Raw genomic sequence first — 13,702 nt, forward strand, 5'->3', positions numbered from 1 at the left:
CTCCGCTTGAATTCAATCAGGAACCTAAATTGCTGCGCCGCAACACATTGCGGGTGGCATACACGCAAGCTTTCGCCGGGTCGACTCCGGAATTCCAGAGCTGGACAAGACGGTACAACCTTGCTTTGCGGGTTAAAAAGCCTGCGGGATGCATCTGTTGCGTCCTGCGATCTGCCCGGGCGCAAACGATATGGCATGCACAACAGCGCCCAGATCAGACAGGCAAGGCTGTCGTTTTGAACACGGTCCGCAGGGCAAAACTGGACTGCATCTGGGCAACGCCCGGCAACCGGGCCAGATGCTGACGGTGAATGCGCGCAAAATCTTCGGTCCCTTCCGCAACGACCTTCAGAATGTAATCCGCGGTCCCTGCCATCAGGTGACATTCCAGGACATCGGGAATCCGTGCCACCGCCTTCTCAAAGGCCTCGAGCACTTCGTCTGCCTGACCCTGCAAGGTGATTTCCACAAAAACGGTCGTGGGCACCCCCATCTTTCGGGCGTCCAGCAAGGCGACATAGTCCCGAATGTAGCCCGCCTGTTCCAATCGCTGGACACGCCTGTGGCACGCCGACGGCGAAAGATGCACAGCGTCACTCAGATCGGCATTGGACATGCGTCCCTGCTTTTGCAAGGCAATCAGGATACGGCGATCTGTTGAATCAAGAGCCATCGACGCACTTTTCTCCGACATTTGTACGTCTGAACGCACATTTCTACGACTGTTGTGCGGTAACACGATCCATTTCCGGTGTCAGATTGCAAGTGAAATGCGCGACCCTTCTCGGGCCAGAGGAGGATCAACATGCATATTGGCTGCCCAACAGAGATCAAGGCCCAGGAGTACCGCGTCGGGTTGACGCCGAATGCCGCACGCGAGGCGGTCGCACACGGGCACATTGTGTCTGTTCAGGCGGGCGCGGGCTTGGGGGCCGGGTTCACGGATCAGGATTACATCGCCGCCGGGGCACAGATCCTGGACACCGCGCATGATGTTTTTGACGCTGCGGACATGATTGTCAAAGTGAAGGAGCCGCAAGCCGCCGAACGAAAGATGCTGCGTGACGGTCAGCTTTTGTTCACCTACTTGCACCTTGCGCCGGACCCGGACCAAACCCACGATCTGTTGGCATCAGGCTGCACAGCGATCGCGTACGAAACCGTTACGGATGCGCAGGGCGGTTTGCCACTTCTGGCACCGATGTCCGAAGTTGCAGGTCGCCTGGCCCCTCAGGTCGGTGCATGGACGCTGCAAAAGGCAAATGGTGGGCGCGGTGTGCTTATGGGCGGGGTCCCGGGCGTCGGTCCTGCGCGGGTCGTGGTTATCGGCGGCGGCGTCGTGGGCACACATGCGGCGCGTGTGGCGGCAGGCATGGGGGCAGACGTGACGGTAATGGACCGGTCGCTATCCCGCATGCGTTATCTGGACGATGCGTTTTCGGGCCTGTTCAAGACCAGCTACGCCAGCGCCGGGAACACGGCGGAACTCGTGGCCGAAGCAGACATGGTGGTCGGCGCGGTTCTGATCCCGGGCGCCGCGGCACCCAAGCTGGTTACACGCGATCAACTGTCCACGATGAAACCCGGCGCCGCCATCGTCGACGTTGCGATTGATCAAGGCGGTTGCTTTGAAACCTCGCGCGCAACGACGCACGATGATCCGATCTATGATGTGGACGGGATCATGCATTACTGCGTTGCCAACATGCCCGGCGCGGTGGCCCGGACGTCCACGATTGCCCTGGGGAATGCCACCATGCCCTACATGCTGGCGCTCGCCGACAAGGGCTGGCGCCAAGCGTGCGAGGATGACCCCCACCTACTGGCGGGCCTGAATGTCCATCAGGGAAAGCTGACATATTACGCGGTTGGCAAGGCGCTGGGGATTGACGTGATGTCTCCGGCGCTGGCGCTCAAGACCTGAACGCAAGGCGCCGCGCGCGATGATTGCGCGCGGCGCTCTGACACTCAAATTCAGATCAGCCCTGTTTGGCCAACTGATCGCGAATCTCCATCAGGATATCCAATTCGCTTGGGCCGGGATCCTCTGCGGGCGCTTCCTCTTTCTGTGTCTCAGCGGCTGCTTTGACCTTGTTGACATAGCGGACCAGCATGAACACCACGAAGGCGATAATCAGAAAGTTGATGACGGCCATCAAAAACGCACCATAGGCGAACACGGCTGCACCTGCGTCACGGGCCGCTTCCAAAGACGAACCTGCGGCAACGTCGCCGGCCAGCACGACGTAGTTGTTGGTGAAGTCGAGACCACCCGTGAACAGACCGATGATCGGGTTGATGAGGTCACCGACCAGCGATGTGACAATCGCGGTAAAGGCCGCGCCGATTATGATCCCGACGGCCATGTCCATGACATTGCCCTTGGCGATGAAATCCTTGAACTCGTTTAGCATATTTAGTCCCTTGTTGGCTTCCGCACGCTTTATTTTGTTTTTATGTGCGCGTGCAAACATTGGTTAACACATCTTTTCACATGGCAAAGACTATTTTGGGGGGGAAATTCGCCTATGTCGGACCCATAGTTCAAAGGAGACGTCCCATGGCTGACCTCAGCGCCTTTCCCATCACCCAGAAATGGACACCAAAGGACCCGTCGGTCTTGCAGCTGTTTTCGTTTCCAACCCCGAACGGGGTCAAAGCGTCCATCGCGTTGGAGGAGACGGGTATCCCCTACGAGGCGCATCTGGTCACGCTTGCGGATGCGGATGTCAAAAGCGCGGAATTCCTGTCGCTGAACCCGAACAACAAGATCCCTGCGATCATTGACCCCAACGGCCCGGACGGCACCCCAATTGGTCTGTTTGAATCCGGTGCGATCCTGATCTACTTGGCCGAAAAATCCGGCAAGCTGATGGGCGAGACCGCCAGCGACAAGGCCAAGACGATCCAGTGGCTGATGTTCCAGATGGGTGGCCTGGGACCGATGTTGGGGCAAATGGGCTTTTTCGTGAAATTCGCGGGCAGCCAATGGGACGACAAGCGCCCGCAACAACGCTATGTGGATGAAGGCAAACGCCTGTTGGCCGTGCTGGACAAGGAACTGTCGGGCAAGGATTGGATCACCGGCCAGTTTTCGATCGCCGACATCGCAATTGCGCCATGGCTCAACGCCCTGAACTTTTACGAGGCCAAGGAAATGGTCGGCTGGGACGACCACAAGAACCTCGTCGCGTACCTGGATCGTTTCATGGCCCGTCCTGCCGTGGAAAAGGGCAAGAATATCCCGCCGCGCCCCTGATCCTTCTTTCGGCTGACAGCATCGTGGTTTGGGGGCAGAGCCCCCAAGCAACACAGGATCGCATCGCTGTCAGGCGTGCCTTTTGGTTATGCAGCGCGCATGCCTGCGCTGATCTTCTCGGCCATCATGATGGTGGGCGCGTTGGTGTTCCCACCAATCAACCGCGGCATCAGGGACGCATCCACGACACGCAACCCCTCTACCCCGTGCACCACACCTGACGGATCCGTGACGGCAAGCGCGTCCCGCCCCATCCGACACGTCCCGACGGGGTGATAAATCGTGTCAGCGCGCGCGCGGATGTCTGCTTCCAGCCCGGCGTCACTTCCGTCGTGGGGATAAAGTTGCGCGCCACGCCAGGGATCAAGGGGCGGCGCGGTCAGGATGTTCTCCATCTGCCGTGCCCCCTTCATCATCAGGTCCAGGTCGCGCCGATCGCTCAGGTAACATGGGTCGATACGCGGCGCCGCAGACGGATCAGACGACCTCAATCCCACCACACCGCGGCTGTGCGGCCGCAACACGCACACGTGGCAGGAATAGCCGAACTTGACGTGGATCTTGCGCATGTGCTGGTCAACGATACCAACCACGAAATGCAGCTGTAAGTCCGGGCGCGCCGCCGAAGGATCTGATCGCATGAACGCCCCACCCTCGGCAAAGGGAGAGGCGAACAGGCCAGTGCCATCCTTGCGCCACTGCATCCCCGCCTTCGCAAGCGCCACCAACCCTTTCGGCCCCAGCCCCACGACATCATCACGTTTTGAGCGGTAGCTGAGAATGTAGTCCAGATGATCCTGAAGGTTCTGCCCAACGCCGGGCAATTCATGCACAACGTCGATACCGTGCGCGGCCAGTTCGTCACGCGGGCCAATGCCCGACAGCATAAGCAGTTGCGGTGACCCGAAGGCGCCGCCGGACAGGATCACTTCGCGCCCGGCTTCAACCAGCTTTACCTGGCCCTTGTGCTTGATGCGCACACCGATGGCGCGCTTGCCGTCCATCTCAACTTTCTCGGCCATTGCACGGGTAAGTATGGTCAGATTGACCCGCGCCTGCACCGCGTCGGGCAAGTAGGCTGCCGCCGCGGAACACCGCTCTCCGCGCGCGGCCCCGCTGTGATGCTGTGTGACCTGATACAGGCCCACACCTTCTTGCCGTTCGCCGTTGAAATCATCCGTGACGCGCAGTTGTTGCTGGGAAGCGGCCTCGACAAAGGCGTGGGCGATGGGGCGCGGCTCTGATTGCTCGGTAACTTGCAATGGACCATCCGCACCATGCAAATCATCGTTGCCGCGAACATTGCCTTCTGACAGCTTGAAATAGGGCAGCACACTGTCCCAATCCCAGCCTTCCGCCCCAAGTTCTGCCCATTCGTCGTAGTCCCTGCGATGGCCGCGCACATAAAGCATCGCGTTGATCGCGCTTGAACCGCCCAAGGTACGGCCGCGCGGCTGGAACCCGCGTCGGCCATTCAATTCGGGCTGCGGCTCGGTATGAAAGGCCCAGTTGTTGATCTTGGGGCGGCCAGAGATCATCCCGGCCACAAGGGCTGGCGCGCGCACGAAAATGTCGCGCCCGTTTCCGCCAGCCTCGATCAGGCAAACAGAAACCGTCGGGTCCTCGCTTAGCCGCGACGCCATCACGCACCCGGCTGATCCGCCACCCACAATCACGTAATCGAATTTCATGCGCGCTTCTCCCTTGTCCAAAGGCTAGGAGCGCGCGTGAGGTCGCACAAGAGTGACCCGGGGTCGCCTGGATCAGGACGGCAGCGTGCCCGTCAGGACGTATCGCAGGATGTTGACCACTTGCGCCGGTTCTTCCGCAACGGCAAGCGCGGCAGCATCGACTTCTTTCAGGGCATGCGCGTGATCGGGGCCGTGCAGGATAATCAGGGACTTACCCAGTGCCGCTGCATAACCTGCATCAAAGGCTGCATTCCATTGCTTGTACTGATCGCCAAAACGGACCACGACCACATCAGCGTCCGCTATGCCCTTGCGCGTGCGGATCGCGTTGACCATCGCGCCCTTGTGATCATGCCAGTACTTGTTTTCTTCGGTCCCAAGGATCGCCACACCGCAATCGTCGCTGGCTGCATGATCGGTCACCGGTGCAGAAAAGGTGACGTCCAAACCTTGTGCCCCGTCGATGATCTGCTCTCGCCAATCGGTATGGATTTCTCCGGAAAGATATACATTCAGCATCGTTTGGCTCCTTCGTGTCTGGCACGCCTTTACGTGCATCATGGCGCCGCAAAGGCAAGAGGTCAGAAGCGCCGGGCCACCACGAAATGATTGGGCGGACGCACCGGATAGTTGCCCGTTTCAACGATCTCGAATCCCGCTGCGGAAATACGCCGTTCCGTGCCTTCGATCGTGTCAAACCGGACATATGGTGCCTTGCCGACAAGCTGCATCATCGGGATCAGCCGCTTCATGAGACCGAACTTCACCCCAAGCGATCGCTCTGCCAGGCAGGGCGATTTCGAGATGAACAGCCCGCCCGGTGCCAACAGCGTGTGCACCTGCGCCAGCGCTGCATCGATGTCCTCCATCAGGTGAAACAGGTTGAACGCAACGACAACGTCGTACTGGCCGGGTTTTAACGCCGCGCTGAATGGATCAGCCTGCAAAAAACGGACGTTGTCCACAGCCGGTTTCGCCTCTGCCTGAGCGATCATGCCTTCGGAGAAGTCTGTGGCGAGGATCGACCCCGCATGAGGTGCTAGGCGCAGGGCCGTCGTGCCGGTGCCACATCCAAGTTCCAGAACCCGGTCGGTCGGTTTCAAGTAGGACACGACCCGCTCGAGCGTCAGCTCATAGGCATTGGGGTCGCTCAGGGGTTGGGCCGCGTATTTCACCGCAATCCGATCCCAAAACTGTGCGTCTGTTTTCATCGCTTTTCTCCTTCAGTTGTGCATATACGGCACAAGGAATTCCCGCGAAATTGACGAATTCCGCAGTGTATGTATACGAATCTGCATGACCAAAGGCTTTGACTGGACCCATTTGCGCGCCTTCCTTGCGACGGCCGACGCCGGATCATTGTCGGCAGCCGCCCGCGATCTTGGGCTGACCCAACCGACCGTGGGTCGACAAGTCGCAGCGTTGGAAGAAGAATTGCAGCTTGCCTTGTTCGAGCGCACGCCCCGGACCATGACATTGACGGATGCGGGGCGGGATCTGCTGGTCGAAGCGCGCAAGATGGGGGAGGCGGCAGCCCGGATCAACGTCATTGCCCAGGGGCGGACCCAAGGTCTTGACGGCACGATCCGCGTGACGGCGTCGGACATGATGAGCGCCTATGTCTTGCCAGACACGCTCCTGACGCTCCGCGGTCTGGCGCCGCGCCTGCGCATTGATGTTATTGCCGCGAACGACATTCGCGACATCCTCAAACGCGAGGCAGACATCGCCATCCGTCATGTGCGCCCAACGGAACCGGACCTGATTGCCCGCAAGATCGGCGACTCGTCCGCGCATCTTTATGCCTCAAAATCCTATGTCGCGGCGCGTGGTCTTCCGGCCACTGTCGCAGACCTCAAGGACCACGATTTCATCAGCATGTCCGATGACGACATGTACATTGCGGCCATGGCCGAATACGGCATTCCCGTCAGCCCCGCGAACCTTCGGTCAGGGTCCACCAGCGGCATCACCACATGGGAGTTGATGCGCAAGGGTTTCGGCATCTTCCCGATGTCCGACCATATCGGCGACCAATTTGATGATGCAGTACGATTGCTGGACGGGGTTACCGACCTCAGCTTTCCGGTGTGGCTGGTCACCCACCGCGAATTGCACACAAGCAAACGGATCAGACTGGTCTTTGACCTGCTGGCAGACATGTTGAGCGACACCTGAACTGGTCAGCCAAGCGTTCAGGATCTATCCCCGCAGAACTCCGCCTGTCGCCTTTGTGACCTTTTCAACAACCTTTTGCGCAACGGCCTCGATATCGGCATCCTTCAGTGTCGCGTCTTTCGGTTGCAGACGCACGGTCAACGCCAGGGATTTTTTACCCTCGCCCAGACTGCCGCCGATGAACTCGTCAAACACGCGCACGTCCTCGATCAGAGACTTGTCCGCGCCCATGGCTGCGTTGACCAGCGTCAGCGCCTCGACTTCGGCATCTACGACGAACGCAAAATCACGTTCGACGGATTGAAGGTCGCTGATGTCCAGGGCCCCTTTGGTCGCGCCGCTTTTGCGGGGCAAAGGTACCTCGTCAGGCCAAAGGGTGAAGGCCATCGCCGGCCCTTTGACATCCATTGCCTCAAGCACACGGGGGTGCAGTTCTCCGAACACACCCATCACCTTTTTCGGCCCAAGACAAATCCTGCCATGCCGGCCCGGGTGCCACCAATCCTGCGCACCACGCATGATCTGCACTTTGGCAGGCGCCCCGATGGCGGCAAGGATCGTCTCTGCATCGGCCTTGACGTCGTAGACATCAACCGGTCGCGAAGCGCCATGCACGTCCTTGGGCCCCGTCCGGCCAACCAACAGGCCCGAGACCAGCAAATGCTGCTCACCGGGCTCACCACCGTGGAAGGCCGGCCCAACCTCGAACAGGGCAAGGTCGGCAAAGCCACGTGCCTGATTGCGCGCCGCAGCCTGCAGCAAGCCCGGCAGCAAGGCGGGGCGCATGTGACTCATATCGCTCGAAATCGGATTTTCCAGCATCGCATTGTCGCCACCACCGCCAAACAGTGCGGCCGACGCTTGGTCAATGAAGCTGTAAGTTACGCATTCGTTGTACCCAAGTGCTGCGGCGGTCCTGCGCGCAATCTGTTCTCGGCGCTGGAGTGCTGTCATGACCGGCTTCGGCACACCTGCGGTCAGCCTGGGCAAGGGCTTGCCCTTCAGCTTGGTCAGCGATGCAACGCGTGCCACTTCCTCGACAAGGTCGGCTTCACCCAGGACGTCCGGGCGCCAGCTGGGCACATGCGCCATGTCGCCTTCCAATTGAAAGCCAAGGGCTGTCAACGTCTGGCGCTGTTCGCTTTCGGGAATGTCCATGCCAACCAGGCTTTGGACGCGGGCCGCATTCAGACGGAAGGCGCGGCTGGTGTCCGGGATGGCACCTGCACTGATCATGTTCGACACCGTTCCGCCAGCATGTTCCAGGATCATTGCGCATGCGTGATCCAGCCCGACAGGGGTAAAGGCGGGATCAACGCCACGCTCGAACCGGTAGCGCGCATCGGAATTGATCTTCAGCGCGCGCCCGGCATATGCGATCTGCACAGGATCCCAATAGGCGCTTTCGACAAGGACGTTTACCGTTTCTTCGGTACACCCTGTTTCGGCACCGCCCATGATCCCGGCAATGCTTTCGGGCCCATTGTCATCCGAAATCACCATCTGGCCCTGCTGCAGGGTGTAAGTCTTTTCATCCAGGGCCACGATAGCCTCGCCCCCCGCCGCGCGATGCACCCGCAGGTTGCCCGAAACCTTGTCAGCATCGAACACGTGCAAGGGGCGGTTCAGATCGTATGTGAAGTAGTTCGTGACATCGACCAGGAACGAAATCGGGCGCAACCCGATGGCGCGCAACCGGTCCTGCAACCAGGCGGGGCTGGGGCCGTTCTGCACACCCTTGATCAAACGACCAAAAAACGCCGGGCATCCATCCAAGGTATCGTTGTCGATGCTGACCGTTATGTCAGAGACAAAAGCGCCTTCGACGGCTGGGACAGGGTTGGGGCGCATTGTCCCCAGACGGCGCGCCGCCAGATCGCGGGCGATACCACGTACGCCAAGCGCGTCGGGACGGTTGGGCGTGATCGCAATCTCGATCACCGGGTCCACCTTGGACGGGTCGTTTTCGGCGAGCCAATCGACAAAGCGGTCGCCCACGTCGCCACTGGGCAACTCGATAATACCGTCATGTTCGTCCGACAGTTCCATCTCACGCTCGGACGCCATCATGCCAAAGCTCTCGATACCCCGAATTTTGCCAACGCCAATGGTGGTGTCGATACCGGGCACATAGACACCGGGCTTGGCCACAACGACGGTGATCCCTTCGCGGGCATTGGGCGCGCCACAGATGATCTGTTTGGTGCCTTCGTCGGTCGCAACCTGACACACGCGTAACCGATCCGCATCGGGGTGTTTCTCGGCGCTCAGCACCTTGCCGATGGTAAAGTCGGCCAGCTTCGCCCCACGGTCCTCGACCCCCTCGACCTCAAGGCCAAGATCGGTCAGCGCATAGGTGATCTCGTCCACCGACGCGGTCGTATCGAGATGCTGCTTGAGCCAGCTGAGCGTGAATTTCATCGGGCGTATCCCCTGCGTTCAAATACGCGCCTGCAATGGCAAAGATCGCACCAAGGTGCAAGCGTGGCGCAGGCGAACGGCGCCTGTCAGGGAAAGACCGGCGTGCGCCCCAGCAGTTCGTCCAACTGTCGTGCGATCCAACCATGCGGGATAAAGTGGCCACCGGGGTGCACATCCAGGGCGACCTTGGTGCCATTGGTGCACGCGCGCCATTCGGTCCGGGTCAGGGTCAGAAACTCGACCGCGGACCAGTCGCCCCCGTCCGTCGCTTCCTGCGAACAGCCAAGTTGATTGCGCCACAGGAACACCGGGTAGTCCGTCTCGCCCTGCGGGCCATAGGGAAAGTCCAGCACATTGTCCTTCAGGCCATGTACATGGCGTGCTTCTTTCGGGGCCTGCGCACAGTCTTCGGATTGACCGATGGTTCCGGAAATTCCCAGCAGGGCGCGCACATTCATCTCGGTCCCCCGGTCGCAAGCAACCCGCCAGGCCATGATGGACCCGTAGGAATAACCGGACAGATAGATGTTGTTGGTGTCGACGGGGTAGCGCCTGATCACGTCTTCCAGCACGTCCGCGGCGAACTGGACATCCTCGGTCTCGGGATACCACATGTTCCAGGTCTTGCGATTGCCGTTCGGCGCGATCAGCAATACGCCCCGTCGCCGCGTCGCACCTGAAATACGCTGGTGCTGCACAGGCAAGGCACCTGTGCGTTGCCACCCATGGAAGTGGATCAGCACGGGCATCGGGCTGCTGCCATCCCATCCGTCCGGTTCCTTCACATGGTACGACCTGTCCCCCAACGTGCAGGGCACATCCAGATGACACACATCGCGTTGCGTGTCAGCGCTGGCGAAAAACGGTGCTGCGCAGCACAGCGCAAGCAGGCAAATCAATCGGTTCATGGGGCGCAAGCTATCCACACCAGCGGTCGTGTCACGTCACATTGTCGTGGTCATCGCGGTTGCGGCGCTGAATGGCGTCCAGCCACCGGTCGATCAACAGGATGGGCGCCAGGACAATGGTCCAACCCGCGGCATTGATGACGGTGAACGTCAGCTTGAGATGCGCGGGCATGTCCGATCGCCAAAGAAAAACATGGGCGATCACGATCAGTGTGACAAGGGTCAGGACAAGCCATTTGCGCATGCAGCGCGACATAGCGCAGATCAGGCCATGCGCAATGGATGTCAGCTATTCTAGCGGCTCAGACCGCCGTGCAGTGTTGGCACATCCAGAGCAGCAAAGCCATAATGGCGCAGCCAGCGCAGGTCGCTGTCAAAGAACGCACGCAGGTCAGGCACGCCGTATTTCAGCATCGCAATCCGGTCGATCCCCATCCCGAAGGCAAAGCCCTGCCATTCATTCGGGTCGATCCCGCCCGCTTGCAGCACCTTGGGGTGCACCATGCCAGAGCCAAGAATTTCGAGCCAATCGTCACCCTCGCCCACCTTGAGCGTGCCGCCCTCCCACGAACAGCGAATGTCGACCTCGGCCGACGGCTCGGTGAAGGGGAAATGCGAGGCGCGGAAGCGCAGATCGACGCCGTCCACCTCGAAATAGGATTTCACGAACTCTTCCAGCACCCATTTCAGGTTGGCCATCGAGATATCGCGGTCAATAGCCAGACCTTCCACCTGGTGGAACATGGGCGTGTGCGTCTGGTCATAATCCGCGCGGTACACACCGCCAGGACATATGATGCGGGTGGGTGCGCCCGTGGCCTCCATCGACCGGATCTGCACCGGCGAGGTGTGGGTGCGCAGCACGTGGGGCGGGCGGTTGTCGCCCTCGGCCCGGTGCATGTAGAACGTGTCCATCTCTGCCCGTGCGGGGTGATGGCCGGGTATGTTCAGGGCATCGAAGTTGTACCAGTCGGTATCGATCCGCGGCCCTTCCGCGACGGAGAAGCCCATTTCCGCAAAGATGGCCGTGACTTCTTCGGTCACTTGGCTGATCGGGTGGATCGTGCCGCGCCGTTGGGGCCGGTTGGGCAGCGTGACGTCCAGCCATTCAGAGCGCAACCGCGCGTCCAGTGCCGCATCCGCAAGGGCGGCTTTCTTTGCTGATAATGCGCTGTTGATCTCGTCCTTGAGGGCATTGAGCGCGGGACCGGCCACTTGACGCTCTTCCGCTGTCATCTTGCCCAGTTCGCGCATTTTCAGGGCCACTTCGCCCTTCTTGCCAACGGCAGCAATCCGAATGTCTTCCAGCGACGGTTCGTCTGTCGCATCGGCAATCTGGGCCAGATACTTGGATTTGAGATCGTCCATGACGCAAAACACCCCGTTTCGTTCCACAGCGCATTACCGCTCTGCAGGCCCCAGTGCAACCGGACATGAATGGGCAGACCGCTATCGCTGGCCACAGTTTGGCCCAAGCATCGTCCCACAGCCGTCGCAAACCCTTGGTTCAACCCATCCGGGCAAGGAGTGCCCGATATGCAGTACATCGTCCGTCAATATGAAGTCCTGTTTCCAAGGCTGCCCTACCCTATCCGGTTGCTCCTGAACCTTGCCTTTTTGCCGATCATCCTGTTCTGGGCGATGCCCCGCGCGCTTTTACGTTTGGACCGGGCCAACAACCACTTCACGGGCACCCATGCCGATGTACCCGAGATGGACCAGGGGCAATTCCATCTGGATGCCAAAACACGGGCCGAGGTTTCCAGGCAGCCCGGCGCTTTCCTTCACATGCAGGGGATGATTCAGGCTGAAAACTGGACCGGGTTCCTGCGGCAGCTCAAGGCTTGGGACGACGTGAATGCCCACGAGGAAGGCGACCCGTTGGTCTATACCGGGTCGCGGGCAGCGCGCTGGAAGCAGTATGCGTTTCTGCAGGAACAGGACGATTGTTCAGGCATGGCCGCATGGGAACTGCCGTGGGATGCCATCGAGGCATTGGAGATGGAGTTCGCCCGCGATCACACGGACCCAAGGCTGGCCGCCGTGCTGGCCCGCGCGCATGACGAACTGGCCTGGGCACGGCGCGGTGGTGACCTTGCCGACGCCGTCAGCCGAGATGGGTGGAGAGGGTTCGAAGAGCAGTTGAACCGCGCCAACCAAATCGTGTCCGATTTCGATGCGGCCAAGGAAGGGTCCTATCTGCTTGCGTCCGTGACGCACACGATTGCCCTGTCTTCCGAATGGGAAGATGCAGCGCGCGACCGCGCCTTCCAGACTTGTCTGGATCTCAACCCGAAATGCTGGGGGTCCATGGCGGAACGTGCGTTCCATCTGTTGCCACGTTGGGGCGGGGATTATGAACAGCTTGAGGTTGCCGCACGACAGGCCATGTCTGACACGCACCAGTTCGGTGCCGCAGTCTATGCCGCCTTCTATCTCGGCGTCATCAATTGCGATGAAGGCGCGCTGTTTTCCTGCGATGCAGAGTTGTTTGCCGAAGGGTTGTCCGACATGGCGGCGGCAGAAAATGGCGATCAGGTTCTGGTCAACCGGCTGATTGAAACGGTGATCGAGATTGTCACACCGCAGGTCGGGGTATTTGGCCGCGACGACATCAATGCCCGCCGCGCCGATTTCGCCCGTGCCGCGGACAAACTGTTCCGCGATCATTTCTGCTGCCATGTCACCGACGTCTGGACCAGCGCACCGCAAGAGGCGTTCAACATCGCCGCATCCATGTATGCGCCGGAACTTGAAGCGGGTCAGCAGATCACGCTCAGCCTGAGCGGCGGTATCAACATCGGTGCGGTCCCGCAGACATGAAAAAACCCCGGCGACTGGCAGGGGTTTTCAAAATTCAGATGCTGAGTGCGCTTACGCGTTCAGCTGGGCCTTGGCCTGATCCACGATCGCGGCAAACGCCTCGGGTTCGTTCACGGCCAGATCGGCCAGAACCTTGCGGTCCACTTCGATGCCAGCCAGGTTCAGGCCGTTGATGAAGCGGCTGTAGGTCAGCGCTTCGTCGTGGGCGCGCACGGCGGCGTTGATCCGTTGGATCCACAGGGCGCGGAAGTTGCGCTTGCGATTGTGGCGGTCGCGGGTCGCGTACTGGTTGGCCTTGTCGACGGCCTGACGCGCGACCTTGAAGGTGCTCTTGCGGCGACCATAGTAACCTTTGGCGGCTTTGATGACCTTCTTGTGACGGGCGTGGGTGACGGTTCCACCTTTGGTGCGGGACATGTTGT

Annotated in this window: 14 protein-coding genes; 4 read left to right on the top strand and 10 right to left on the bottom strand. The window is 60.2% G+C overall.

What is annotated here, in order from left to right; translation table 11 throughout:
* Nucleotides 1-214: 214 nt before the first annotated feature.
* Nucleotides 215-673, bottom strand: a complete 459-nt coding sequence (locus Q0844_RS19445; protein WP_299048491.1) for an Lrp/AsnC family transcriptional regulator — start codon at nucleotides 671-673, stop codon at nucleotides 215-217.
* Between the two features lie 132 nt (nucleotides 674-805).
* Between Q0844_RS19445 and ald the strand changes: the two genes are divergently transcribed.
* Nucleotides 806-1,924 carry an alanine dehydrogenase gene (ald, locus tag Q0844_RS19450; RefSeq protein WP_299048494.1) on the top strand — a complete coding sequence of 373 codons (1,119 nt, stop codon included), beginning with the start codon at nucleotides 806-808 and terminating at the stop codon, nucleotides 1,922-1,924.
* A 55-nt stretch (nucleotides 1,925-1,979) separates the two neighbouring features.
* Here the strand turns inward: ald and mscL are convergent, their stop codons facing one another.
* Complete coding sequence (mscL, locus tag Q0844_RS19455; protein ID WP_299048497.1) at nucleotides 1,980-2,414, bottom strand: large conductance mechanosensitive channel protein MscL; 435 nt, start codon at nucleotides 2,412-2,414, stop codon at nucleotides 1,980-1,982.
* Nucleotides 2,415-2,560: 146 nt separating this feature from the next.
* Between mscL and Q0844_RS19460 the strand changes: the two genes are divergently transcribed.
* Nucleotides 2,561-3,259, top strand: a complete 699-nt coding sequence (locus Q0844_RS19460) for a glutathione binding-like protein (protein ID WP_299048500.1) — start codon at nucleotides 2,561-2,563, stop codon at nucleotides 3,257-3,259.
* 86 nt (nucleotides 3,260-3,345) lie between these two features.
* Here Q0844_RS19460 and Q0844_RS19465 read toward each other — a convergent pair whose 3' ends face one another.
* The 3 genes from Q0844_RS19465 to Q0844_RS19475 all read right to left on the bottom strand — a co-directional run bounded on the left by Q0844_RS19465 (nucleotide 3,346) and on the right by Q0844_RS19475 (nucleotide 6,161).
* A complete protein-coding gene (locus tag Q0844_RS19465) occupies nucleotides 3,346-4,950 on the bottom strand; it encodes a GMC family oxidoreductase N-terminal domain-containing protein (protein ID WP_299048502.1) in 1,605 nt (534 codons plus the stop codon).
* Between the two features lie 72 nt (nucleotides 4,951-5,022).
* Nucleotides 5,023-5,469 (bottom strand): YtoQ family protein, encoded by a 447-nt coding sequence (locus Q0844_RS19470; protein ID WP_299048504.1) that lies wholly within the window; start codon nucleotides 5,467-5,469, stop codon nucleotides 5,023-5,025.
* A 62-nt stretch (nucleotides 5,470-5,531) separates the two neighbouring features.
* Complete coding sequence (locus Q0844_RS19475; protein ID WP_299048505.1) at nucleotides 5,532-6,161, bottom strand: class I SAM-dependent methyltransferase; 630 nt, start codon at nucleotides 6,159-6,161, stop codon at nucleotides 5,532-5,534.
* Between the two features lie 85 nt (nucleotides 6,162-6,246).
* Between Q0844_RS19475 and Q0844_RS19480 the strand changes: the two genes are divergently transcribed.
* Nucleotides 6,247-7,128: a LysR family transcriptional regulator gene (locus Q0844_RS19480; RefSeq protein ID WP_299048507.1), complete on the top strand. Its 882-nt coding sequence runs from the start codon at nucleotides 6,247-6,249 to the stop codon at nucleotides 7,126-7,128.
* A gap of 24 nt (nucleotides 7,129-7,152) precedes the next feature.
* On the opposite strand, the gene pheT is transcribed toward Q0844_RS19480, so the two are convergent.
* The 4 genes from pheT to pheS all read right to left on the bottom strand — a co-directional run bounded on the left by pheT (nucleotide 7,153) and on the right by pheS (nucleotide 11,825).
* Nucleotides 7,153-9,549, bottom strand: a complete 2,397-nt coding sequence (pheT, locus tag Q0844_RS19485) for a phenylalanine--tRNA ligase subunit beta (protein WP_299048509.1) — start codon at nucleotides 9,547-9,549, stop codon at nucleotides 7,153-7,155.
* Nucleotides 9,550-9,635: 86 nt separating this feature from the next.
* Nucleotides 9,636-10,457, bottom strand: coding sequence for a polyhydroxybutyrate depolymerase (locus Q0844_RS19490; RefSeq protein WP_299048512.1), 822 nt, complete (start codon nucleotides 10,455-10,457; stop codon nucleotides 9,636-9,638).
* A 31-nt stretch (nucleotides 10,458-10,488) separates the two neighbouring features.
* Complete coding sequence (locus Q0844_RS19495) at nucleotides 10,489-10,701, bottom strand: phenylalanyl-tRNA synthetase subunit beta (protein ID WP_299048515.1); 213 nt, start codon at nucleotides 10,699-10,701, stop codon at nucleotides 10,489-10,491.
* 50 nt (nucleotides 10,702-10,751) lie between these two features.
* A complete protein-coding gene (pheS, locus tag Q0844_RS19500; protein ID WP_299048518.1) occupies nucleotides 10,752-11,825 on the bottom strand; it encodes a phenylalanine--tRNA ligase subunit alpha in 1,074 nt (357 codons plus the stop codon).
* Between the two features lie 168 nt (nucleotides 11,826-11,993).
* On the opposite strand from pheS, the gene Q0844_RS19505 reads away from it, so the two are divergent.
* On the top strand, nucleotides 11,994-13,280 hold the full coding sequence (locus Q0844_RS19505; protein WP_299048521.1) for a hypothetical protein: 1,287 nt from the start codon (nucleotides 11,994-11,996) through the stop codon (nucleotides 13,278-13,280).
* A 51-nt stretch (nucleotides 13,281-13,331) separates the two neighbouring features.
* On the opposite strand, the gene rplT is transcribed toward Q0844_RS19505, so the two are convergent.
* Nucleotides 13,332-13,697, bottom strand: coding sequence for a 50S ribosomal protein L20 (gene rplT, locus Q0844_RS19510; protein ID WP_189368064.1), 366 nt, complete (start codon nucleotides 13,695-13,697; stop codon nucleotides 13,332-13,334).
* Between the last annotated feature and the right edge of the window lie 5 nt (nucleotides 13,698-13,702).

The sequence above is a fragment of the uncultured Tateyamaria sp. genome, from assembly GCF_947503465.1.
Lineage (GTDB): Bacteria > Pseudomonadota > Alphaproteobacteria > Rhodobacterales > Rhodobacteraceae > Tateyamaria.

Excerpts from the sequence above, each read along its gene's own strand:
- Q0844_RS19505 (WP_299048521.1), top strand. The coding sequence starts at position 11,994 with ATGCAGTACATCGTCCGTCAATATGAAGTCCTGTTTCCAAGGCTGCCC.
- ald (WP_299048494.1), top strand. The coding sequence starts at position 806 with ATGCATATTGGCTGCCCAACAGAGATCAAGGCCCAGGAGTACCGCGTC.
- pheS (WP_299048518.1), bottom strand. The coding sequence starts at position 11,825 with ATGGACGATCTCAAATCCAAGTATCTGGCCCAGATTGCCGATGCGACA.
- Q0844_RS19480 (WP_299048507.1), top strand. The coding sequence starts at position 6,247 with ATGACCAAAGGCTTTGACTGGACCCATTTGCGCGCCTTCCTTGCGACG.
- Q0844_RS19460 (WP_299048500.1), top strand. The coding sequence starts at position 2,561 with ATGGCTGACCTCAGCGCCTTTCCCATCACCCAGAAATGGACACCAAAG.
- Q0844_RS19470 (WP_299048504.1), bottom strand. The coding sequence starts at position 5,469 with ATGCTGAATGTATATCTTTCCGGAGAAATCCATACCGATTGGCGAGAG.
- Q0844_RS19475 (WP_299048505.1), bottom strand. The coding sequence starts at position 6,161 with ATGAAAACAGACGCACAGTTTTGGGATCGGATTGCGGTGAAATACGCG.
- Q0844_RS19465 (WP_299048502.1), bottom strand. The coding sequence starts at position 4,950 with ATGAAATTCGATTACGTGATTGTGGGTGGCGGATCAGCCGGGTGCGTG.
- Q0844_RS19445 (WP_299048491.1), bottom strand. The coding sequence starts at position 673 with ATGGCTCTTGATTCAACAGATCGCCGTATCCTGATTGCCTTGCAAAAG.
- Q0844_RS19490 (WP_299048512.1), bottom strand. The coding sequence starts at position 10,457 with ATGAACCGATTGATTTGCCTGCTTGCGCTGTGCTGCGCAGCACCGTTT.
- pheT (WP_299048509.1), bottom strand. The coding sequence starts at position 9,549 with ATGAAATTCACGCTCAGCTGGCTCAAGCAGCATCTCGATACGACCGCG.
- mscL (WP_299048497.1), bottom strand. The coding sequence starts at position 2,414 with ATGCTAAACGAGTTCAAGGATTTCATCGCCAAGGGCAATGTCATGGAC.
- Q0844_RS19495 (WP_299048515.1), bottom strand. The coding sequence starts at position 10,701 with ATGCGCAAATGGCTTGTCCTGACCCTTGTCACACTGATCGTGATCGCC.
- rplT (WP_189368064.1), bottom strand. The coding sequence starts at position 13,697 with ATGTCCCGCACCAAAGGTGGAACCGTCACCCACGCCCGTCACAAGAAG.